The organism is Marivibrio halodurans, assembly GCF_017963645.1.
Lineage (GTDB): Bacteria > Pseudomonadota > Alphaproteobacteria > UBA8366 > Aestuariispiraceae > Marivibrio > Marivibrio halodurans.
Genome location: NZ_JAGMWN010000003.1, coordinates 267,090 through 287,498, shown reverse-complemented (window position 1 = coordinate 287,498; position 20,409 = coordinate 267,090). Strand labels below are relative to the sequence as shown.

The 20,409-nt window shown below is 67.5% G+C and carries 18 protein-coding genes; 7 read left to right on the top strand and 11 right to left on the bottom strand.

Annotated elements, in window-relative coordinates; translation table 11 throughout:
• Positions 1–167: 167 nt before the first annotated feature.
• Complete coding sequence (gene dksA / locus KAJ83_RS08120; protein WP_246484337.1) at positions 168–533, top strand: RNA polymerase-binding protein DksA; 366 nt, start codon at positions 168–170, stop codon at positions 531–533.
• Between the two features lie 21 nt (positions 534–554).
• Here dksA and KAJ83_RS08115 read toward each other — a convergent pair whose 3' ends face one another.
• Positions 555–1,430, bottom strand: coding sequence for an S-methyl-5'-thioadenosine phosphorylase (locus KAJ83_RS08115; RefSeq protein WP_210681544.1), 876 nt, complete (start codon positions 1,428–1,430; stop codon positions 555–557).
• Positions 1,431–1,567: 137 nt separating this feature from the next.
• Here KAJ83_RS08115 and KAJ83_RS08110 point away from each other — a divergent pair, with 137 nt between their 5' ends.
• Both KAJ83_RS08110 and KAJ83_RS08105 read left to right on the top strand, forming a co-directional pair.
• Entirely contained in the window at positions 1,568–2,392 is an 825-nt protein-coding gene (locus KAJ83_RS08110) for an RNA methyltransferase (protein ID WP_210681543.1), read from the top strand.
• A 26-nt stretch (positions 2,393–2,418) separates the two neighbouring features.
• Complete coding sequence (locus tag KAJ83_RS08105; RefSeq protein ID WP_210681542.1) at positions 2,419–4,179, top strand: monovalent cation:proton antiporter-2 (CPA2) family protein; 1,761 nt, start codon at positions 2,419–2,421, stop codon at positions 4,177–4,179.
• A 52-nt stretch (positions 4,180–4,231) separates the two neighbouring features.
• Here the strand turns inward: KAJ83_RS08105 and KAJ83_RS08100 are convergent, their stop codons facing one another.
• The gene (locus KAJ83_RS08100) at positions 4,232–5,179 is read right to left on the bottom strand and encodes a DMT family transporter (protein ID WP_210681541.1); all 948 of its coding nucleotides are present in this window, start codon (positions 5,177–5,179) and stop codon (positions 4,232–4,234) included.
• 278 nt (positions 5,180–5,457) lie between these two features.
• Between KAJ83_RS08100 and rpsD the strand changes: the two genes are divergently transcribed.
• The 3 genes from rpsD (at position 5,458) to serB (ending at position 7,800) form a co-directional block, all read left to right on the top strand.
• On the top strand, positions 5,458–6,075 hold the full coding sequence (gene rpsD / locus KAJ83_RS08095; RefSeq protein WP_210681540.1) for a 30S ribosomal protein S4: 618 nt from the start codon (positions 5,458–5,460) through the stop codon (positions 6,073–6,075).
• Positions 6,076–6,268: 193 nt separating this feature from the next.
• The gene (locus tag KAJ83_RS08090; protein ID WP_210681539.1) at positions 6,269–6,712 is read left to right on the top strand and encodes a hemerythrin family protein; all 444 of its coding nucleotides are present in this window, start codon (positions 6,269–6,271) and stop codon (positions 6,710–6,712) included.
• Between the two features lie 155 nt (positions 6,713–6,867).
• Positions 6,868–7,800 (top strand): phosphoserine phosphatase SerB, encoded by a 933-nt coding sequence (gene serB / locus KAJ83_RS08085; RefSeq protein WP_210681538.1) that lies wholly within the window; start codon positions 6,868–6,870, stop codon positions 7,798–7,800.
• Positions 7,801–8,031: 231 nt separating this feature from the next.
• Here serB and KAJ83_RS08080 read toward each other — a convergent pair whose 3' ends face one another.
• Positions 8,032–8,937, bottom strand: a complete 906-nt coding sequence (locus KAJ83_RS08080; protein WP_210681537.1) for a LysR family transcriptional regulator — start codon at positions 8,935–8,937, stop codon at positions 8,032–8,034.
• Positions 8,938–9,141: 204 nt separating this feature from the next.
• On the opposite strand from KAJ83_RS08080, the gene KAJ83_RS08075 reads away from it, so the two are divergent.
• On the top strand, positions 9,142–10,773 hold the full coding sequence (locus KAJ83_RS08075; protein WP_210681536.1) for a choline dehydrogenase: 1,632 nt from the start codon (positions 9,142–9,144) through the stop codon (positions 10,771–10,773).
• A 30-nt stretch (positions 10,774–10,803) separates the two neighbouring features.
• Here the strand turns inward: KAJ83_RS08075 and KAJ83_RS08070 are convergent, their stop codons facing one another.
• The 8 genes from KAJ83_RS08070 to KAJ83_RS08035 form a co-directional block, all read right to left on the bottom strand.
• Entirely contained in the window at positions 10,804–12,027 is a 1,224-nt protein-coding gene (locus KAJ83_RS08070; RefSeq protein WP_210681535.1) for a threonine synthase, read from the bottom strand.
• A gap of 117 nt (positions 12,028–12,144) precedes the next feature.
• On the bottom strand, positions 12,145–13,287 hold the full coding sequence (locus KAJ83_RS08065) for an NAD(P)/FAD-dependent oxidoreductase (RefSeq protein ID WP_210681534.1): 1,143 nt from the start codon (positions 13,285–13,287) through the stop codon (positions 12,145–12,147).
• 26 nt (positions 13,288–13,313) lie between these two features.
• Positions 13,314–13,937, bottom strand: coding sequence for a class I SAM-dependent DNA methyltransferase (locus KAJ83_RS08060; protein ID WP_210681533.1), 624 nt, complete (start codon positions 13,935–13,937; stop codon positions 13,314–13,316).
• 74 nt (positions 13,938–14,011) lie between these two features.
• Complete coding sequence (locus tag KAJ83_RS08055; protein WP_210681532.1) at positions 14,012–14,857, bottom strand: 23S rRNA (adenine(2030)-N(6))-methyltransferase RlmJ; 846 nt, start codon at positions 14,855–14,857, stop codon at positions 14,012–14,014.
• A gap of 102 nt (positions 14,858–14,959) precedes the next feature.
• Positions 14,960–15,850 (bottom strand): ferritin-like domain-containing protein, encoded by an 891-nt coding sequence (locus KAJ83_RS08050; protein ID WP_246484336.1) that lies wholly within the window; start codon positions 15,848–15,850, stop codon positions 14,960–14,962.
• 30 nt (positions 15,851–15,880) lie between these two features.
• Entirely contained in the window at positions 15,881–16,669 is a 789-nt protein-coding gene (locus KAJ83_RS08045) for a hypothetical protein (RefSeq protein WP_210681531.1), read from the bottom strand.
• A gap of 44 nt (positions 16,670–16,713) precedes the next feature.
• On the bottom strand, positions 16,714–17,178 hold the full coding sequence (gene bcp, locus KAJ83_RS08040; protein WP_210681530.1) for a thioredoxin-dependent thiol peroxidase: 465 nt from the start codon (positions 17,176–17,178) through the stop codon (positions 16,714–16,716).
• Between the two features lie 113 nt (positions 17,179–17,291).
• The gene (locus KAJ83_RS08035; RefSeq protein ID WP_210681529.1) at positions 17,292–20,309 is read right to left on the bottom strand and encodes a bifunctional [glutamine synthetase] adenylyltransferase/[glutamine synthetase]-adenylyl-L-tyrosine phosphorylase; all 3,018 of its coding nucleotides are present in this window, start codon (positions 20,307–20,309) and stop codon (positions 17,292–17,294) included.
• Between the last annotated feature and the right edge of the window lie 100 nt (positions 20,310–20,409).

The following is a 20,409-nucleotide window of genomic DNA, read 5'->3' as shown; positions in this document are numbered from 1 at the left end:
GGCCGTATAAGCCTGCGCGCGGTAATAGACCGCCACGTTCGCTTTGTCCGGAGTATGGGATGACAACGAACAAGGTGACTACTTCGACGTCACGTTCCGGGGGCAACGGTACGCCGACCTCCACCCTTCTTCCGCCGGACTACCGGCCAACCGAGGAGGAGGAGTTCATGAACCCCCTCCAGGTCGAGTATTTCCGTCAGAAATTGCTGCGCTGGCGCCAGGAACTGCTGCAGGAATCGAGCGAAACGCTCGAAAGCATGCAGGAGGAGAGCTTGGCCCAGCCCGATCTGACCGATCGCGCCTCGTTGGAGACCGACCGGGCGATCGAGCTGCGCGCCCGGGACCGGGAACGCAAGCTGATCGCGAAGATCGACGCCGCGCTTCAGCGCATCGCGGATGGCAGCTACGGCTATTGCGAGGTGACGGAGGAGCCGATCTCGCTGCGCCGCCTGGAAGCCCGGCCGATAGCGACCCTGAGCCTCGAAGCCCAGGAAGCGCACGAACGCCAGGAACGCCTGCACCGCGACGATTGAGCGAACGGCACGGCGCGTGGGTCACCCCGCCAGGACGCGCCCCGCGACCGCGTCGAGCTTTGCGACGAGCGCGGGGTCGCGTTTCGACGGATGGGTGATGATCGCGTTCTCCAGCGCGTTGTCGCAGCCGTCGGTGGGCAGATCCTTCGCATCGGCCAGATCGCGCGCCACGCGGCGGACCAGGTCGCGGGCCTTGTCCGCGTTTTCCAGCAACGTTTTCACCACCATCGCCACATCCACATGGTCGTGATCCGGATGCCAGCAGTCGTAGTCCGTTACCATGGCGACCGTCGCGTAACGTAGCTCCGCCTCGCGGGCGAGCTTCGCTTCCGGCATGTTGGTCATGCCGATCACGGCGCAGCCCCAGCCGCGATAGAGTTCACTCTCCGCCTGGGTCGAGAATTGCGGCCCCTCCATGACCAGATAGGTGCCACCCCGGCTGTGCGCGATATTCAGATCCCGCAGCGCGGTCTCGCAGCGGTCGCCGAGCCAACTGGAGACCGGGTGCGCCATGGAGACGTGCGCGACGCAACCGGGACCGAAGAAGCTCTTCTCCCGCGCGAAGGTGCGGTCGATGAACTGGTCGACCACGACGAAATGGCCGGGCGGCAATTCCTGCTTCAACGATCCGCAGGCGGAGACGGAGAGGATGTCGGTGCAGCCGAGCCGTTTCAGCGCATCGATATTGGCGCGGTAGTTGATCGTCGTCGGCGTCTCGACATGGCCGCGGCCGTGGCGCGGCAGGAAGCGGATGGGGGTGCCCTCCAGCGTGCCGGTCAGGATTTCGTCGGATGGCGCGCCCCAGGGCGTTTCCACCGCGCGCCACGCGGCCCCTTCCAGCCCCACGATGTCATAGACGCCGCTGCCGCCGATCACGCCCAGGATATAATCGCCCATGCCTTTCCGATCCTCCGTTCGCCGGCCATGGACGGCCGGGAGAGGGATCACGCTAAAAGCATGCCCCGCTGTTGGCAATCGTGGCCGGGCTCGTCTAAAACCGACGGGGTTGCAGTGCGAAAACTTTTGGAAGGCGCATGTCCGAGACACCGCCCGACCGGGAATCGCCCGTCATCGTCCTGGTTTCTCCCCAGTTGGGGGAGAATATCGGGATGGTCGCGCGCGCCATGTTGAATTGTGGCGTGACGGAGCTGCGTCTCGTCAATCCGCGCGACGGCTGGCCGAGCGAGAAGGCACGCGATGCCTCCTCCGGCGCCTTGTCGGTGATCGACGGCGCGCGCGTCTTTACCTCGACGGCGGAAGCGATCGCCGACCTGACCCGCGTCTATGCCACGACCGCGCGCCCCCGCGAGATGGTGGGCCGCGTTCTGACCCCGCGCGCGGCCGGGGTCGAGATGCGGGCGGAGGCGACGGCCGGCGAGCGACGCGCGGGCATTCTTTTCGGGGGGGAACGCTCCGGCCTCGGCAACGAGGATGTCAGCCTGGCGGATACGATCATCACGGTGCCTCTCAACCCGGATTTCACCTCGCTCAACCTTGCCCAGGCGGTGTTGCTGGTGACCTATGAATGGTTCACGGCGGCTGACAGGACGGAGCCGGAGCGCCTTGAGACCAATCTTTCCGGAATCGCCGGGAAGGGGGATCTCGACAATTTCGTGACCCGACTGGGTCATGTGCTGGACCGGGGAGGTTTCTTCCGCTCCCCCGACATGCGGCCCAGCGTCATGCGCAATATCCGCAATCTGTTTCAACGCGCCCGGCCAACGGAGCAGGAAATTCGCACCCTGCATGGTATCGTCGCCGCGGCCCGACGCGCCGGTCCCGAAGGCCGGGCCGGGGCGGTCGACGATGGCCAGCAGGATGAGCGGGCCGCCGGAAGAGGGGCGGCCGGAGAGGTCTAGGCGAATCCGAGGGGGCGAGGGCGGTCATGGCGGGAGGCGCACAGGAGAGCGTGGAACTGGTCGCGAACGCGGCCGTCTTCCTTGGGGCGGCGGTCGTCGCGGTGCCGCTCTTCAAGCGTCTCGGCCTGGGGTCGATCCTGGGCTATCTGGCGGCGGGGGCCGTGATCGGTCCGGTCGGGCTGGCCGTTATCGACGAGGCCGACAATGTGATGCATTTCGCCGAGTTCGGGGTCGTTCTCCTGCTTTTCGTCATCGGGCTCGAGTTGAAGCCGTCGCGGCTATGGGCGCTCAAGCGCGATATCTTCGGGCTCGGCCTCTTGCAGGTGCTGGTCACGGGCGGGCTGTTGGCGGTGGTCGGGACCTATTTGATGGGGGCGGGGATCAATAAGGCGCTGGTCGTCGGTTTCGCGCTGGCGCTTTCCTCCACGGCCTTCGGGGTTCAGATCCTGCGGGAGCGCGGCGATCTCAACGCACCATACGGCACGCGTGCTTTCTCTATTCTATTGTTCCAGGATCTGGCCATCGTACCGCTTCTGGCCCTTGTGCCGCTGCTGGCGGTCGGGGCGGAGGGAGCGGCCCCCGATTGGCGCGCCTCGATCGAGGCGGTGGGCGTGGTCGTCGCCCTGGTGTTGGCCGGTAAGTTCCTGCTGAACCCGGTCTTCCGGGTGATCGCCGCGACCCGGTCCGACGAGATCAGCGTCGCGGCCGCGCTTTTGATCGTGATCGGCGCGGCGCTCCTCATGCATATAGTGGGGATGTCGATGGCGCTCGGTGCCTTCATTGCTGGGGTGATGTTGGCCGAATCCGAATATCGCCATCAATTGGAAGCCGATATCGAACCGTTTCGTGGGTTGCTTCTCGGTCTTTTCTTCATCGCGGTCGGGATGTCGGTCGATTGGCGGCTGGTTCTGGTCAATTGGGCGACGGTTCTGGGGGGCGCCGTCGGGCTGATGGTGGTGAAAGGCGTGGTTCTGTTCGTCCTGGCGCGTCTTTTCGGTTCGGGCCCTAAGGATTCCACGCGCATCGCCGTGACCTTGCCGCAAGGGGGGGAGTTCGGCTTCGTGCTGTTTTCCGTCGCGGCCGGTCACGCCATCCTGACGCCGGTCGAGGCGAACCTGATGACGGCGCTGGTGACCGTGTCGATGGCGCTGACGCCGTTGGTGGGGATCGTGGGGGACCGCCTGATGGGCCGGCTGTTCAGCTCGAACGAATGGGGCGAGATGCCCGATGCCGCCGAGGCGGAGCGCAATCGGGTGATCGTCGTCGGCTATGGCCGGGTGGGTCAGGTGGTGGCCCGGATCTTCAAGCTTCTGGGCCAGGAGGTGACGGCGATCGACGGCGACCCCAGGCGGATCGACGCCGCCAAGCGCTTCGGCCATAAGGTCTATTTCGGCGACGCGACGCGCATCGATGTGCTGGCCGCGGCCGGTGGCGGGGAAGCCGACATGATCTTCGTCACGATCGACAACCAGGAAGCCTGCCTGACCGCGATCCGCGAGATACGCAAGCGTTTCCCCGGCATCAAGATCATGGCCCGCGCGCATGACCGCATCCATGCGATGAAGATGCTGGATTCGGACGCGGACTATTTCGTGCGCGATACCTTCGAGAGTTCGATCGTGCTGGCAGCGGAGGGGTTGCGCCGCCTCGGCCAGAAGGACGAGACGATCGAGCATGTGGTCGAGGAATTCCGGCGCGCGGACGCCGACCTCCTCGCGCGCCAGAAAACCCAGGGGCTCTATGCCGCGAGCGAAGGGGGCGATAATAACAGAATGGACAAGACCTGAGCCCGAGGTGGCCGCGCGGGTGGCCGGGCGGCAAGCGCAATGGGAGCCGCGCTTATCCGTGTGGCGGCGGTTGGGGCCGAACGCGACGCGGGCGCCGCGCAAGACGCCAGAGCGCGTGCAGCGCCACCGCGCCTAGCACGATCGCGCCCCCGATGATCGTGGCGAAGGGCGGCACCTCGTCGATCACCAACCAGACCCAGAAGGGCCCCAGCACCGTTTCCAGAAGCATCAGCAGCGCGACCTCGGGGGCCGGCACCGTTCTCGGCCCCAAGGTGATCAGTCCGAAGGCGATCGGCAGGATCACGAGGCCGAGCAACAACATCATGCCGAGTTGCGCGCCTTCGAGCGACCCGGGATCGGCGAGCGGGATCATCGCGACCGCCGTCAGCAACCCGCCCAGCGCCGTCGCCGGCACCATGTTCCGGGCCTTGGAGTGTCGGAGCACGGTAAAGGTACCCGCCAGCGATACCGCCGTCACCAGGGCGAACAGATCGCCGAGCGACGTTCCGGCGCCGAGCCCGCCGCCGACCACCGTCGCCACCCCGGCGATGCCGGCGCCGATCGCGAGCCAAGTGGCGAGCGGCACGCGCTCGCGCAGGAACAGGACACTCATCAAGCCCGCGAAGAGGGGGGCCGCGGCCAGGATCACCAGCACATTGGCGACCTTGGTATGCTCCACGGCCAGAACGAAACTGATCGCGTTGATGCCATAGATCAGCGCCACCGCCAGCCCCGCGATTCCCAGGGCCCGGATCTCGGTCCAGGCATGGCCGCGCCGCGCGATGAAGAAGGCGGCCATCAGCGCGCTCGGCATCAGCAGGCCACGCCAGAAGGTAAGCGTCCAGGGGTCGGTATCGATCAACCGCATGAGCAGCGTGTCCGGCGTCAGCACCATCACGCCGAGAAGGGTAAGCGCGAAGCCACGCGCATGCGCCCCGCGATCCGCGCCGCCGTCGCTCGGCGCCGCGTTCACAACCATGCCGCTTGGTTCCGATTTCAAGGCGCGCCCCTTTCCCCCCGAGAAATGCCCCGCGACCCCACTTCCTGCCGGGTTTGACAGGGGGGCGTAAATCCCTATAGTCCCGCCGCTTTCCGGGAATGCGGACCGCGAACGGTGCTCAATCCGTTTCGATCCCGCCGCCCGGTCGCACCTATGATGGATGCCGATGCACGGCTTATCAACCATTGGATGCGATCGGGGTCGGACTACCGGAACAAATCCAACCGCCGATTGGCTGCGGATCGATCGTGGCCGTCGGGTAAATCGGGAGCGTAACGATGTCAAAGCGTATTAGTGCCAAGCATAAGATCGACCGCCGGCTCGGCGTCAATCTCTGGGGCCGGCCGAAGAGCCCCTTCAACAAGCGCGAGTACGGACCCGGCCAGCACGGCCAGGGGCGCCGCCGGAAGCCCTCCGACTTCGGCATCCAGCTGATGGCGAAGCAGCGGCTGAAAGGCTATTACGGCAATATCGGCGAGAAGCAGTTCCGCAAATATTACGATGAGGCCGTTCGTCGTCGCGGCGACACGGGCGAGAACCTGATCGGTCTGCTGGAGCATCGTCTCGATGCGATGATCTATCGCGCGAAGTTCGTGCCGACGGTTTTCGCGGCCCGTCAGTTCGTCAACCACGGTCACGTTCTGGTGAATGGCAAGCGCGTCACCGTGCCGTCCTACGTGGTCAAGATCGGCGACGTCGTCGAGGTCCGCCAGAAGTCGAAGGAACTGCCGTTGGTGTTGGAGGCGATCGCTTCCTCGGAGCGCGAGATTCCCGATTATCTCGAAGTGGATCATAAGAAACTCGCGGCTTCCATCACCCGGACGCCGAAGCTCGAGGATGTGCCCTATCCGGCGCAGATGGAACCGAACCTGGTCATCGAGTTCTACTCGCGCTGATCCTCCGTCCATCACGGAATCGGTTTTACGAGATCCACCCCGGGGATGCCCCCCGGGGTGGATTTTATTTTGGTGCCATGTGAAATGGGGGTATCGTTAATTCAACACTAAAGATTTAAGCCTATTTGTCTTTTATTCATGACGCATGTCGCGTTCATGTCGTTCATAAGGCGAAGGGCAGGGGATGGTGAACATGTCCAATGGGTTGATTAAGCCGTTGTCCTTACCCGCGAGTTGGGTAATCGGTTGGCGCGAGATCGACGAGGATCACGAGATCATCCTGCAGGTGATCAATGGCTGCATCGCGGCCTATGACGGCACGACGGTGGTCGGGTTCGAGGACGAGTTCAAGGCGTTGCGCGATCGGGTGCGTGGTCATTTCGATCATGAGGAACGCTTCATGGAGCATCTCAATTATCCCGGATTGCGCTGGCATCACGCTCATCATCGCAAATGGCTGGAACATCTCGACGACTTGCGCGCCACCTGTTCGCGCAAGGGCTACGCGGATTATGACGATATCCTCGTCTGTTACGATCAGGTGCTCTCCGACATCGTGAAGGCCGACCTCGTCCTGCAGAGCTATCTGCTCGAAATCGGTTTCAACAAGCCGCAGACGCGTCTGGGCGCTGCTTGAGCGCATCTATCTGTCGGGGATGACGCCCCACATCTCATCGGCGGCGCGCGGGTAGGGGTTCCTACGCCCCCGCGCGGTTGTCACCCATTCGTCGCTTGTCCCGAGTGGAACCTCGGGCTAAGCCCTAGCCCGTCATGCCTGATCGAAACTCCGCAATGTCCTCCGCCGCATCGGCCGGCCAGACGGCCACGCACGTCCTGACCCTCGTCGCCCCACCGGACCGTGGGCTGACGCCGGACGACGTCTCGATCGCCCGGGCACGATTGAAGGCCGCCGGCGCGTTCTCGGTCGGGGCGGAGGATTGGCTCTGCGAGGAACTCGCCGCCGATTTACCTTTCGATGGGCTGGACAGGGCGGCCGCCCATGCGGCGGTCGACGAGGAGCCGGCGCTGGCGCGTCTTGACCGTGCGGCGCAGCCGGCGACCGGCCGGCGCAAGCGGATGCTGATCGCCGACATGGACTCCACCATGATCGAGATCGAAACGCTGGATACCATCGCCGCCTTGCTCGGCATCGGGGAGGAGGTGGCGGAAATCACCGCGCGCTCCATGAATGGCGAGATCGGGTTCGAGGAGAGCCTGACCCAGCGCGTGGCGTTGCTCGCCGACCGTCCGGCGGAGGAAACGCTGGCCCACGTGATGGAACGCGTGACCTACACGCCCGGCGGGTCGGTCGCCGTGCGGACCATGGCGCGCAACGGGGCGCGCTGCATGCTGGTCTCCGGCGGCTTCACCTTCACGACCGAGGTGGTGCACCGTCATCTCGGCTTCCATGCGCACAAGGCCAATCGGTTGGAAATCGTCGATGGGCGCTTCACCGGCCGGGTGCGGGGCGACATCGTTGGCCGGGCGACGAAGTTGGAGGCATTGCGCGCGCTCGCCCACGATATTCGCGCGGATTTGTCTGAGGCGGTGACGGTCGGCGACGGGGCAAATGATCTCGACATGCTGCAAGCCGCCGGTCTTGGCGTCGGGTTTCGCGGCAAGCCGATCGTGCGGGAGCAGGCGCCGCATCGCATCGACTACACCGACCTGTCGACGCTTCTCTATTACCAGGGATATCGCTTCGAGGAGTTCGAGACCGCCTGATCCCGAGGCTTCGCGATAGCGCGGGTGGGCTCCATGATGCTGGCCGAGCCGGGGCATGCGACGCTCGCCCACGGGATCGATGGGCCGGAGGATGCGCCGGGCCCTCGGACGGCATCGCCCGTGCCCCCGCATCGCCCGTGCCTCACGATGCCCCGCATCGCCACGGCACGCGCTCCTGGTCGAGAACCCGGGAGGGACGTCCCCATGGGTCGTGATCAACAAGATTTGGTATTAGACCCAGCCGTCGGGAATTTCCTCGATATCGAAGGCGTCGAGGATGCGCTTGAGCAGGATTCCCGCCGCGCCGCCGATGCGATCGCCGCTTGGTTTCAGGACAGAGAAGCCGTCCACGACATCGACCCGCCGGTTGATCACCGGAACCAGCCGGCCGGCGGCCAATTCGCGGGCGACCAGCGATTGCCGGCCCAGGATCACGGCCTCGCCCTGGTTCGCCAGTTCCATCGCCAGGATTTCGTTGTCGAGGGTGAGGCGTCGCGCGCTTTCCGGTCCTTCCTCGCCGATCGCGGCGAACCATGTCTCCCAGCCCGATTCATAGCCGACCACATCGACCAGCAACGCGCGCGCCAGCGCCTTCGGGTCGCCGTCGATGATGGCCGCGCGCTCCGGCGTGGCGACGGGCAGGATCGCCTCCCGCGTCAGGCGGATGGCGTCGAAGCCGGGCCAACTCTCCCCGCCGATGCGGACCTCCAGGTCGCAGTTCGGATCGGCGGTCTCGTCCGGCCAGATAAGGGTGCTGACCTTCAGTGAAATCTCCGGCAGGTCGCGCACGAAGGCGTCGAAGATCGGCGCCAGAAGGAAGATCGCCGCCCCCGCCGTGCAACGGATCGCCACGCGATCCGCGCGATGACCGCCAGCCAGCGCGCGCGTCCCGGTCTCCAGCGTATCCAGCGCGCTGACCACGTGCGGGCGAAGGGCATGGCCGGCGGGCGTCAAGGACAAGCGCCGTGGGCCGCGCCGGAACAGGGGTTCCCCGACCCAGGCCTCCAGCAGGCGGACCTGCTGGCTGACGGCGCTTTGCGTGACGCTCAATTCCTTCGCGGCGGCGGTGAAGCTGCCGGTTCGCGCGGCCGCGTCGAAGGTCCGTATCCAGGTGAGGGGAGGCAGGCCGCGCGCCATCGGAACTCCGCATTAGCAATACTAATGTGAAAAATCACAATGAGCATTTGCCGAAAGGCGCACAAGGGATTTCACTCGCATCCGACCCGCGTTCGCGGGTTTCGATGTCCTTCAGTTCGGAGATACCCTGCTCATGGCATGCGAGAGCCCGTGTCCCGGGACGGTTGAATGGCGCGGCGGTGCCGCGCGCGGTCGAGGTGCGCGATGACGGCCGGGACGGGACCGACCGGCCGGGCGGCGGGCCTCTATGATTATATCGTGATCGGGGCGGGCACGGCGGGTTGCGCCGTCGCGCGTCGATTGGCGGAGCGCGACGGCGCGCGCGTCGCGCTGGTAGAGACCGGCGGGCGCGACGGGCATTGGGCGCTTACCATGCCGGCGGGTTTGCGCAGCGTCTTCAAGGGCCGAAGCCGTTTCAACTACGGCTATCGCAGCGAGCCGCAAGGCCATCTGGACGACCGACGCGTCGACCAGCCGCGTGGGCGCGTCCTGGGTGGTTCCAGTTCGATCAACGGCATGACCTTCCTGCGCGGTCACCCGCGCGACTATGACGGCTGGGCGTCGGATCATGGCTGCACCGGATGGGGGTTCGCGGAATGCCTGCCCTATTTCCGGCGGTTGGAGGACGCGGCCTGGACGGACGACCCCGCGCGCGGGCACGGCGGCCCGGTGGCGGTGTCGCGGATGACGGACCTCTCCCCCCTCAACGCCGCGTTCCTGGCGGCGGGCATGGAGGCGGGCCATGCCCAGGTGCGCGACTTCAACGCCGCCATGGTGGCCGGCGTCGGCCGGTTCGAGATGAGCGTCGCGCATGGCCGGCGGTCCAGCGCGGCGCGCGCCTATCTCCACGCGGCCGGCCGGCCGGCGGGGCTGACCGTCCTGCCGAACCGCAAGGCCTTGCGCCTGTTGTTCGAGGGCACGCGCGCGACGGGCGTCGAGATCGCGGGACCGGACGGCGTGGAGCGGCTGGAGGCCGGGCGGGAGGTGATCCTCTCCGCCGGGGTGTTCGGCAGCCCGCACCTCCTCATGCTCTCCGGCATCGGGCCGGAGGAGGAACTGGCACGTCACGGCATCGCCTGCCGGCTGGCCGCGCCCGGGGTCGGCGCCAACCTGCAGGATCACCTGGAGGCGCATATCCAGGTGCGCACGGACAAGCCCGTTTCCCTCAATCGCTATCTGCGCGCCGACCGGATGGTGCGGGTCGGTCTGCAATGGTTCCTCGCGAAGAGCGGGCCGGCCGCCGTCAATCAATGCCATGTCGGCGCCTTCCTGCCGAGCGCGCCGGAATTCGCCGATTGGCCCGATATCCAGATGCATTTCTTCCCGGTCTTCTTCGGCGCGGACTGGATGCCGGACCCGAGGGTCGAGGGCTATCGCCTGGGCTGCGGGCCGATGCGACCGGAAAGCCGGGGGTGCGTCGGCCTGCGCAGCGCCGATCCGGCGGATGCGCCGCTGATCGACCCCAACTATCTGGCGACCGAGGAGGATCGGCGCGTGATGCGCGAGGGGCTGCGCCTGGGCCGGGAAATCCTGGCCCAGCCCGCCTTCGCCGACTTCCATGTGGCGGAGGATCTACCGGGGCCGGGCGTCACCGACGGGGCGGCGTTGGATGCCTTCATCCGGCGCGACGCCTCCAGCGCCTATCACCCCTGCGGCACGGTACGGATGGGGGCGGACGCGGATGATATGGCGCCGCTGACCCCCGACCTTCGGGTGAAGGGGGTGGAGGGACTGCGGGTCGTCGACGCCTCCGCCATGCCGACGGTGCCGAGCGCCAATATCAACTGTCCCACCTTCATGCTGGCGGAGAAGGCGGCGGATATGATCGGGGCATGAAGGGAGGGGGCAGCGGAATCGGAAGCGCGTCTATCGGAACCGCGAATAATCGACGGGCGCGTCCTTGTCGATCCGTTGTTCCACCGGCGCCATCGGGTATTTGAGGCCGGTGGCGCAGTTGAAGAGGATCGCCGTCTCCTCCGGCCGGACCCAGCCTTCCGCCAGCGCCCGGGCATGGGCGGCGGCGGTGGCCGCCCCCTCCGGGCAGAGCAGCAGGCCGTCCGTCGCCGCGATCGCATCGAGCGTGGCCAGGATATCGGCGTCCGCGACCGCCACCGCGCGCCCCCCGGATTCCCGGACCGCGCGCAGGATCAGGAAATCGCCGACGGCGACGGGCACCCGGATTCCGGCGGCCACGGTGGCGGCGTTGTCCCACAGGGGGGCGTGTTCCTCCCCCGCCTCATAGGCTTTCACGATGGGCGCGCAGCCCTCCGCCTGGACGGCGATCATGCGGGGCAGGGGACCGTCGATCCAGCCGATCTCCCGCAACTCCTGGAACGCCTTCCACATGCCGATCAGGCCCGTTCCGCCGCCGGTGGGATAGAAGATGACGTCGGGCAGGCGCCAGCCGAACTGCTCGGCCAATTCCAGGCCCATGGTCTTCTTGCCTTCGATCCGGTAGGGCTCCTTCAGGGTGGACAGGTCGAACCAGCCGACGCTCTCCTTGCCGCCGCCGACGATACGCCCGCACTCATTGATCAGCCCGTTGACGCGATAGGTTTCGGCGCCCTGCTGACGGATTTCGCGGATATTGATGTCGGGCGTATCCTCCGGGCAGAGCACGGTCGCGCGCATTCCGGCGCGCCGGGCATAGGCCGCCATGGCCGCGCCCGCGTTCCCGTTGGTCGGGATCGCCAGATGGTCGAGGCCGAATTGCTTCGCCATCGATACCGCCAGCGCCAGGCCCCGCGCCTTGAAGGAGCCGGTGGGCAGCCGCCCCTCGTCCTTCACGATCGCCGCGCCCGGCGCGGCCCCGACGGAGGCGCCCCAGCGGTCGACCCCGATCAGCGGCGTCATCACCTCGCCCAGCGAGATGCGGTTCGCCGCGTCCTCGACCGGCAGGAAGGGGGCGTAGCGCCAAAAACCCGGGGCGGTGGAGGCGGCGATATCGGCCTTCGTCACGTCCGCCTTCAACCGCTCCAGATCGTACCGGACGAGCAGCGGCCGTCCCTCCTCCGACAGCCCGTGAACGCGACCCGCCTCGTAGCGCTTGCCGCTGATCGAGCATTCGAGGTGACTGACATAGCCGGGCATGGACGGTGCCTCCCTTATTGATAGTCGCCGCCATCCTTCCCCGAAGGGAACCGGGAGGCAATCGCCCTTTCAGGGGGGCACGTTCTGGGGCACGTTCTGGGAAGCGGTGCTGTGCTCTCAGTGGGCGAGGCCCGCCGGCATCGCCCGGCGCGGGTCGAGATCGCCACCCTTGAGACCCAGCGTGGCGAGGGCTTCCGGCACCGGCCGGCCCTGAATCAAGGCGGCCGCGTTCACCGCCATGCCATGGCTGGTCTGAATGCCGTACCCGCCCTGGCCGGCGAACCAGAAGAAGCCCGTGCCGCCCTCCGCGCGGTCATAGCCGACGAGCGGGACGCGGTCGTTGGCGAAGCTGCGCAGACCGGCCCAGCTCCGCTCCACCCGCTCCAGCGGATAGGTCGTCGCCTGGGCGAAACGGTCGAGGCCCTCCGCCAGGTCCATGTCGTCGACGAAGGCGTCGTGCGGGTCCACCGGCGTTTCGTCGGCGGGGGAGACGAGGAGCTTCCCCGACTCCGGCTTGAAATAGTACCGCTCCCCCATGTCGCCGACGAGCGGCCAGTCGGCGAAGCCGGGGTCGTCCGGCGCGGGCAGCAGCGCGGCCGACCGGCGAAGCGGCGTCAACGCGACCGGCGGCAGACCCGCCATGCGCCCGATTTCCGCCGCCCAGGCGCCGGCGGCATTGACCAGGATCGGGGCCTCGAAAAGGCCGGCCGTCGTCTCCACCCGCCATAGGCCGTCGCGGCGCGCGACCGCGCCGGCCCGGGCCTTCATGACGATCGTGCCGCCATGATGGCGCAACCGGCGCAGATAGCCCTGATGCAGACGGTCGACATCGATATCGGCGGCCGTCTCCTCGATCGTGGCGGCGGCGATCATCTCGGGGCGCAGGATCGGCACGCGCCGCGCGATTTCCTCCACCGGCAGGGGGGCGAGGGCGCTTTCCGCCGCGACCAGCGCATCGAGCGTCGCCTTATCCTCCGGTCGCGCGATCCACACGATGGGACGGCGACGCAACAGGCTTTCCGGCGCGATCTCTTCCGGTGGAGTCTCCAGGAAGGGGCGGGTGAAACGGCTGAAGGCCCGAACCGCGGGCGGGCCGTAGCTTTCGATGAAATGGGCGGCGGAGCGGCCGGTCGAGTGATGGCCCGGCCGCTCCTCCGCCTCCAGAAGCGTGACGGCGGCGCCGCAAATCGCCAGCTCGGCGCCGAGGGAGGCACCCGCGATGCCCCCGCCCAGGATCAGGATATCCGGCCGTCCCGCCATGATTTTCGCTTTCCCGTGATATGATGTCAGCTTGGCGTGCGCAGAACGAGCACCTTGGACTTCAGATCCTGGCCCGGCAGGTGATCGCCATAGTCCTCGAAGACGATCGTCAGCCGACCGTCGGCGGCCAGCTTTCCGACCTCGTTCTCATAGACCCGCTCCTCGATCGCGTGATCGTTGAGGGTGAAACCGAAGCAGCCGCCGGGCGGCAGAAGATCCATCACCTGGCCGATCATCTCCGCCGGGGCGTGGCCCGGGCTGAAGACGCCGACGGCGGCGATATCGGCATAGTCGCCGGGTTGCGCCGGGATCGGCCGGTTGAGGTCCCCGGCCTCCAGATGGCGATAGACGCCCTTGGTCCGTGCCACGGCCAGCATCTCCTCGGAGAAGTCGCTGCCGTCGATGGTGGTGAAGCCGGCGGCCGCGAAGGACTCCCCCGACAGTCCCGTGCCGCAGCCGAGGTCCAGCAGCGGCGCGCTCTTGTCGGCGACATGCGCCGCCATTGCCTCCGCGACCCGGCGGGGCGAGGCATAGCCGTTGTTCAGAACGGCCTCGTCATATTGCTCCGCCCACCGTTCATAGTAGTCCTTGGTGTCCTTGGCCCGGTCGAGGCCGTAGACATCCTCGAAGAATTTCTCTGTATCAGTCATGGGCGCCAAGGTAACGCAGCCGACCGACCCCGTCATGCCCTGTCCCGGAAAGGGGCAGGGGGGCGGAGACGGTATCACTCGGGCCGGGATATCCAGTCGATATGCGCGGTGGCGCCTTCCCCCTCGCGCAGATGCTCGACCAGCCAGGGCAGGCTTTCGGCGATTTCGTCGACCAGACCGAAGGGCGGGTTGAGGAGCGCCAGGCCGCAGGCCTTCAGCCCACCCTCCGCCGTCGGATGGTCGATGGCGAAATCGATCGCCGCCAGCCCGCCGGCGGGGCGGGGCAGGGCGTCGAGGAAACGGACGGCGCGCGCCCGATCCTTGATCGGGTACCACAGCGCGAAGAGGCCGGTCGCGAACTGGGTCACGCCGATTTTGGTGGCCCTGGCCATGCGGTCATAGTCGTCGCGCCGCTCGAAAGGCGGGTCGATCAGGGTTAGTCCCCGGCGTTCCGGTGGCGGCAGCATGGAGGGCACGGCGGCATAGCCGTCGCCCATATGGGCCTTGGCGCGCGGAAAGGGTTTCAGCGTTTCCCGGAGGACAGCGCCCTCGCCCGATTGCAGGTCGCAGGCGATCAGCCTGTCGCATTCCCGAAGATGCGTGGCCGTCAGATAGGGCGAGCCCGGATACCAGCGCAAGGCCGGTTCGTCCGCGTTGAGGGTGGCGATCACCTCCAGATAGGGGCGCAGGCTCTCCGGCGCGCCGGCCGCATGCGGCAGCAGACGGGCGATGCCGCGCGCGGCCTCGCCCGTGCGGATCGTCGCCTCCCGGGCCAGATCATAGAACCCGCCGCCCGCGTGGCTGTCGAGCACGAAGAACGGCTTCGCCTTCGCGGTCAGCCGGTCGAGCAGCCGCAGCAGGATCCAATGCTTCAGGATATCGGCGAAGTTGCCGGCGTGATAGGCGTGACGGTAGTTCATGGCGCCGCCGCTATAGCGGAGGCGGCGGGGTCTGTCACCGCCCTTCGGAGGCGTCCGGCGGAATGATGACCAGGGGGCCGCGCGGTACCCGTTATCGGGAGGTTATCGGGGCCCGGGATGCGCGTCGAATGCCTCGTAGAAATCGGCGGGCAGGCCCGCGCGGCTGCGGCTGGCGCGGTTGAAGGGCGGCTTCAGGCCACCCCGGAACCGCTCGTCCACCAGACGTTGCCAGGTTTCGCGCACGGGAAGGCGCTCGGCCGCGCACAGATATTCGAACCAGCACCGGCCGGCGGCGACATGGCCGATCTCCTCGTCATGGATGATGGTCAGCAGGCGCGCGCTCTCGGTGTCACCGGCGGCCTCCAGCTTCTCGATCATCGCCGGCGTGACGTCCAGACCGCGCGCCTCCAGCACCATCGGCACGATGGCAAGCCGCGCCATCAGATCGTCGGCGGTCTCCCGCGCGGCCTGCCACAGCCCGTCATGGGCCGGCAGATCGCCATAGGCGGCGCCGAGGGTTTCCAGCCGTCTGTCCAGATATTGGAAATGCCGGGCTTCGTCGTCGCCGACGGTGATCCAGTCGTCATAGAAGGCGGTGGGCAGATCGGCGCTGGCGAAGCGCGCCACGATGTCGAAGGCTAGGTCGATGGCGTTGAGTTCGATATGCGCGATGGCATGCAGAAGGGCGATCCGGCCCTCCGGCCCCTTGCCGATCTTGCGGCGGGGCATCTTGCCCGGCGGCAGCAGGTCGGGCTTCGCCGGGCGGGCCGGCCGGTCGGGCGCGCCGCTGGCGCCGATACCGCTGACATCGCGGGCCAGCCAGCGCGCGGCGACGAGCCGTGCTTTGGCCGCCTTCTGCTTCGCATCCTCGGTTTCCAGCACCCCGCGTGCCAACGCGCAGAGGCTGGCGCGGCCGTCGTCCATCGTCCCGTTTCGTTCCGGTCCGGACGGTTCGGCGGGGGTGTTCATGCCGTTCGGTCGTGCGTCGCGCATCCTTATCCTTCGCGGCCGGGCCGTTGCCGGTCAGCCGCGTCCCTCGTTCTCCGGTGTCCGGATCAATCGGCGCAACGCGCCCTCATTCATGTTTTCCGCCTGAAGCATCGCGCGGTAGGCGGCGCGGCCCTGCTCAAGACCGCCCTCGCCGAAGGCGGTGCCGACCGACCCGTCACCGTTGCCATCCCGGCCGTCGATCATCGTCGTCGTCAATGCCTTCGCCTGTTCCAGCGCCGGGCGGGCCATCTCCGGCGTTTCGGCGCGCGACGCCTCGCGCAGCAGGATCGCCACGTCGCGGCCCCAGGTGGACAGGTTGGTGAAGATGGTGGCAAGCGCCGAGGATTGTTCCTCCAACACCCCGCCCGGCATGACCAGAAGGCCGATCCGATAGGCTTCGGACGTCGCGTCGCGCGCGGCCCGTATCGCCCCGTAACCCAGGCCCGGCCCCTCCGGTACCACGCGGGGATTGATCGCGTTCAGGGCCGCCGCGACGCGCGCGCGCTGTTCGGTGATATCGCGTGCTTCCAGCGCGCGGGCGATCTCGCGATCGGCGATCGCCGTCTCGCGCGCCGCGATGTCGATCAGCCCGCCGTCGAAACCGGCCTCCGGCCAGTCAACGCCCAGATGGGCGAGCGCGAGGCGGGCTCTCTCCTCATCCGATGCGGATCGCGTCGCTTCTCCGTCGGCGGCGGCCAGCACGGGCGTACCCACAACCGTCAGCGCCGCCACCAGGGCGATGGGCGCGGCCAATGCCGCGCGGCGGACGGCGGTGTGGCGCATGGCGGCGGGAAAGGTGGAGCGCGTGCGGTGGAAAATCATGATCTCCCTTGTCCAAGGTCGCCGGAATATCGCGCGGCCGCCGGTCAGGCGGCCTTCAGGGCGTCTTGCACGGCCTCGACATGGCCCGGCACCTTCACCTTGCGCCAGATCTTGGCGATCTTGCCCTCAGGATCGATCAGGAAGGTGGAGCGCTCGATACCCATGGACTTGCGCCCGTACATGTTCTTCTCGACCCAGACGCCATAGGCCTCGCAGACCGTGCCGTCCTCGTCGGCGGCCAGCGGGAAGTTCAGATCGTGCTTGGCCTTGAATTTCTCATGCTTGGCGACGCTATCGCGGGAGACGCCGATGATCGTCGCATCGACCTTGTCGAAATCCGCGATCGCGTCGCGGAAGCCGCAGGCCTCCTTCGTGCAACCCGGCGTATCGTCGCGCGGATAGAAATAGAGCACGACCCACCGGCCCTTCAGCTCGCTGAGGCCGATGTTGTCGCCGCCGTCGGTTGGCAGGGTGAAGTCCGGGGCCTTGTCGCCTTCGCTCAACGCCATTTTCGGTTGTCTCCTGTCATGGTCTTGATCTTGGCGGCCGGCACGCGTCCGCGCGTCTCGCCATCCCAGGGGAGATAGGTAGCGCGCGGGGCGCTGCAAGGTCGGCACCCGCGCTATGACGCATGCGGCGCGGTGCCCAGATATTCCACGAAACGCGCGCTCACCGCCCGCGCGGCGTCGGCCATGCGCGTCTCCAAGTCTTCGAAATCCGTCGCGTCCGCCATGCGCATCAGCAGGCGGCGCTGGCCTTCCGGCGCGCTTGCCGCGTCGAAGCCGCCCTCGGTCGCCGTCAGGCGCAGTCCGATCTGCAATCGCCGCCAGAGGTCGAGGCCCGCGCGCAGATCCGCATGGGCCGGTTCGCTCAGATGCCCGGCCTCGCAAAGCCGGTCGAGGGCGAGGCCGGTATTGGGCGAGAAGACGGGCCGGGGGCCGCCGCCGCTCGACAATTGCAGGAATTGGGTGACGAATTCCACATCGACGAGGCCGCCCGGCCGGTACTTCACGCCCCAAGGGGAGGTGCCGGGGAATTCCCGCGCGATCCGCGCGCGCATCCGCACGATGTCGTCGGCCAGCGTCACCGGATCGCGCGGTTGGTTAAGGTTGGCCGCGATCGTCGCGTCGATCCGCTCGCGCAGCGCAGCCGGGCCGGCGACCGCGCGCGCCCGGGTCAGGGCCATGTGTTCCCAGGTCCAGGCGTCGCCGACGGGTTTGTCCTCCGTTCCTCTGTAATAACTTCGGAAGGTCTCGAACTGGGTCGCCAGCGGCCCCGATTTGCCATCAGGTCGCAGGCGGTTATCCACCTCGAACAGCTTGCCTTCGCCCGTCTCGCTGGCGATCGCGGTGACGAGGCGTTGGCAGAGCCGCAGATAATAGACCGCCGGCCCCAGGGGCTTCCCGCCGTCCGACACCGATACCTCGGGGGCGTGGTCATAGACGAAGACGAGATCGAGGTCGGAACGCGGCATCAATTCCCGTCCGCCCAGCTTGCCGAAGGCGACGATCGCGAGGCCGCCCCCGGGGAAGCGTCCGTGCGTTTCGGCGAACTCGCCTTCCACGGCGGCCAGGATCTCCGCCAGCGCCGCCTCCGCCATGTCGCTCAGATGCCGGGCCGCCGTCTTGGGTTCCGCCAGCCCGCGCAGCAACTGCACGCCGTTCTTGAACTTCTGGTCGTTGGCCCAGCGCCGGGTGATCACCAGCACGTCCTCGAAGTCGCGCGCCTGGGCCAGCGTTTCGTGCAGATCCTCGCGCAGCGCGTCGTGATCCTCCAGGCCGTAGAGGAATTCCGGCGTCAGCACCGCGTCGAGCAGGATCGGCTTGCGCGCCAGCCATTCGGCCAGCCGGGGGGCCGTTCCCATGATTTCCGCGACAAGATCGAGGAGTTGCGGATTGGCATGGAAAAGCGAGAAAAGCTGAACCCCCGCGGGCAGCCCCTCCAGGAAATTATCGAAACGCTTGAATGCCTCGTCCGGGTCGGCCGTGTCGGCGAGCGCCTTCAGCAGTCTCGGCGTCAGTTCGGTCAGGATTTGGCGCGCGCGCTCGCTGCGGCTGGCGCGATAGCGCCCATGGTGCCAAATGCGGATGCGGCCGGCGACGCGCGCGGGTTCCCGATATCCCATATCCGAGAGGGTCTTGAGCGTATCCGGGTCGTCGTCCGTTCCGGTGAAGGAAAGGGCGCCGTCGCCGCCGAGTTCGGGGGCCTCCTCGAACAGCCGCGCATAATGGCCCTCGACCGTCTCGAAGGTCCGGCGGACCGCCGTGCGGAACGCCCCAACCCCGTCGAATCCCATGAACCCGGCGAGGGTCGCTAGCTTTTCCGTCTGCTCCGGCAGCTTCTGGGTCTGCTCGTCATTGGTCATCTGCAGGCGGTGTTCCAGCGTCCGCAGGAAGCGATAGCACGCCGCCATCTCCCGCGCGGTGTCGGGCGCCACATGGCCGGCGTCGGCCAGCGCGGCGAGCCCGTCGAGCGTTCGCCGGGGGCGCAATTCGGGATCGCGGCCGCCCCAGATGAGTTGCTGGGTCTGGACGAAGAATTCGATTTCGCGGATGCCGCCGCGTCCGATCTTGACGTCGTGCCCCTCGATCGCGATGCGCCCGCCGCCGCGATAGGCGTTGATCTGGCGCTTGATCGACTGGATGTCGTCGATCGCGGCGAAATCCAGATGCTTGCGCCAGACGAAGGGCCGGATATGCGCCAGGAATTCCCGGCCCAGCGCCTTGTCGCCGGCGACTGGGCGGGCCTTGATCATGGCCGCGCGCTCCCAGTTCTGGCCCAGGCTCTCGTAATAGGTCTCGGCGGCGCGGACGGTGATGGCCAGCGGCGTGACGCTCGGATCAGGGCGCAGGCGCATGTCGGTTCGGAAGACGTAGCCGTCGGCCGTGCGCTCGTCCATCACGCGCATCACGGTACGCGCGGCGCGCGTCATGTCCTGGCGCAGCCGGTCGGGATCGACGCCGGTCGCCGTCAGCCGGTCCGGGTCGTAGAAGATCATGATATCGATGTCGGAGGAGTAGTTGAGTTCCCGCGCGCCGAGCTTACCCATCCCCAGCACCACCACGCCGCACCCGTCGCCGGTCGCGGCCTTGCCCGCGCCGGTGCCGGTCAGATCGCCGACCACATGGGCGATGGCGGCGTCTAGCGCCGCGTCGGCCATGTCGCTCAGGGCCTCCGTCACCCGTTCCAACGGCCAGGCGCCGGCGCAGTCCGCGATGGCGGAAATCAACGCGACATGCCGTTTCGCCGTCCGCAGGGTCCGCATCACGGTTTTCAGGTCGCGGAAGCCATCCGGGGTCGCGATAAGCGACCGTGCGCTCGACAGCGCCTCGGCGAGCGCGGCATCCGGCCCGTCGTCGAGGACCCGCGCGAGGGTCTCGCCCTCGCGCGCGGCGAGTTGCGCCAAATAGGGGCTGGCCGCGAGCATGCCGCCGAAGAGCGTGCCCAGCGGCCCGTCGCGCGCGGCGTCGAGGCGGGCGGCGATCCGTTCACCGGATGCCGTCGGCTTGTCGGTTCCCCGGTCCCCCGCCGATGCTCCTCTCAGGGCCTCGAGAAGCCGGTCGAGCGCGGCGGCGCCCATGGACGGATCGCTCGGGCGCGGAATCGCGTCGGGATCGATCGGGAAGGGCGTTTCACTCATTTTCCGGGAATGGTTTCTCGCGGTTGATGCGCATCGGGGACGAGACCGTCACGCTGCGCGAGCCCGCCCGCCCGGTCAAGCGGCCCGGTTGGACTTGACC

What these genes read in the sequence shown, in the direction of transcription:
- dksA (WP_246484337.1), top strand. Translation starts at nt 168, where the DNA reads ATGAACCCCCTCCAGGTCGAGTATTTCCGTCAGAAATTGCTGCGCTGG.
- KAJ83_RS08115 (WP_210681544.1), bottom strand. Translation starts at nt 1,430, where the DNA reads ATGGGCGATTATATCCTGGGCGTGATCGGCGGCAGCGGCGTCTATGAC.
- KAJ83_RS08110 (WP_210681543.1), top strand. Translation starts at nt 1,568, where the DNA reads ATGTCCGAGACACCGCCCGACCGGGAATCGCCCGTCATCGTCCTGGTT.
- KAJ83_RS08105 (WP_210681542.1), top strand. Translation starts at nt 2,419, where the DNA reads ATGGCGGGAGGCGCACAGGAGAGCGTGGAACTGGTCGCGAACGCGGCC.
- rpsD (WP_210681540.1), top strand. Translation starts at nt 5,458, where the DNA reads ATGTCAAAGCGTATTAGTGCCAAGCATAAGATCGACCGCCGGCTCGGC.
- KAJ83_RS08090 (WP_210681539.1), top strand. Translation starts at nt 6,269, where the DNA reads ATGTCCAATGGGTTGATTAAGCCGTTGTCCTTACCCGCGAGTTGGGTA.
- serB (WP_210681538.1), top strand. Translation starts at nt 6,868, where the DNA reads ATGTCCTCCGCCGCATCGGCCGGCCAGACGGCCACGCACGTCCTGACC.
- KAJ83_RS08080 (WP_210681537.1), bottom strand. Translation starts at nt 8,937, where the DNA reads ATGGCGCGCGGCCTGCCTCCCCTCACCTGGATACGGACCTTCGACGCG.
- KAJ83_RS08075 (WP_210681536.1), top strand. Translation starts at nt 9,142, where the DNA reads ATGACGGCCGGGACGGGACCGACCGGCCGGGCGGCGGGCCTCTATGAT.
- KAJ83_RS08070 (WP_210681535.1), bottom strand. Translation starts at nt 12,027, where the DNA reads ATGCCCGGCTATGTCAGTCACCTCGAATGCTCGATCAGCGGCAAGCGC.
- KAJ83_RS08065 (WP_210681534.1), bottom strand. Translation starts at nt 13,287, where the DNA reads ATGGCGGGACGGCCGGATATCCTGATCCTGGGCGGGGGCATCGCGGGT.
- KAJ83_RS08060 (WP_210681533.1), bottom strand. Translation starts at nt 13,937, where the DNA reads ATGACTGATACAGAGAAATTCTTCGAGGATGTCTACGGCCTCGACCGG.
- KAJ83_RS08055 (WP_210681532.1), bottom strand. Translation starts at nt 14,857, where the DNA reads ATGAACTACCGTCACGCCTATCACGCCGGCAACTTCGCCGATATCCTG.
- KAJ83_RS08050 (WP_246484336.1), bottom strand. Translation starts at nt 15,850, where the DNA reads ATGCGCGACGCACGACCGAACGGCATGAACACCCCCGCCGAACCGTCC.
- KAJ83_RS08045 (WP_210681531.1), bottom strand. Translation starts at nt 16,669, where the DNA reads ATGATTTTCCACCGCACGCGCTCCACCTTTCCCGCCGCCATGCGCCAC.
- bcp (WP_210681530.1), bottom strand. Translation starts at nt 17,178, where the DNA reads ATGGCGTTGAGCGAAGGCGACAAGGCCCCGGACTTCACCCTGCCAACC.
- KAJ83_RS08035 (WP_210681529.1), bottom strand. Translation starts at nt 20,309, where the DNA reads ATGAGTGAAACGCCCTTCCCGATCGATCCCGACGCGATTCCGCGCCCG.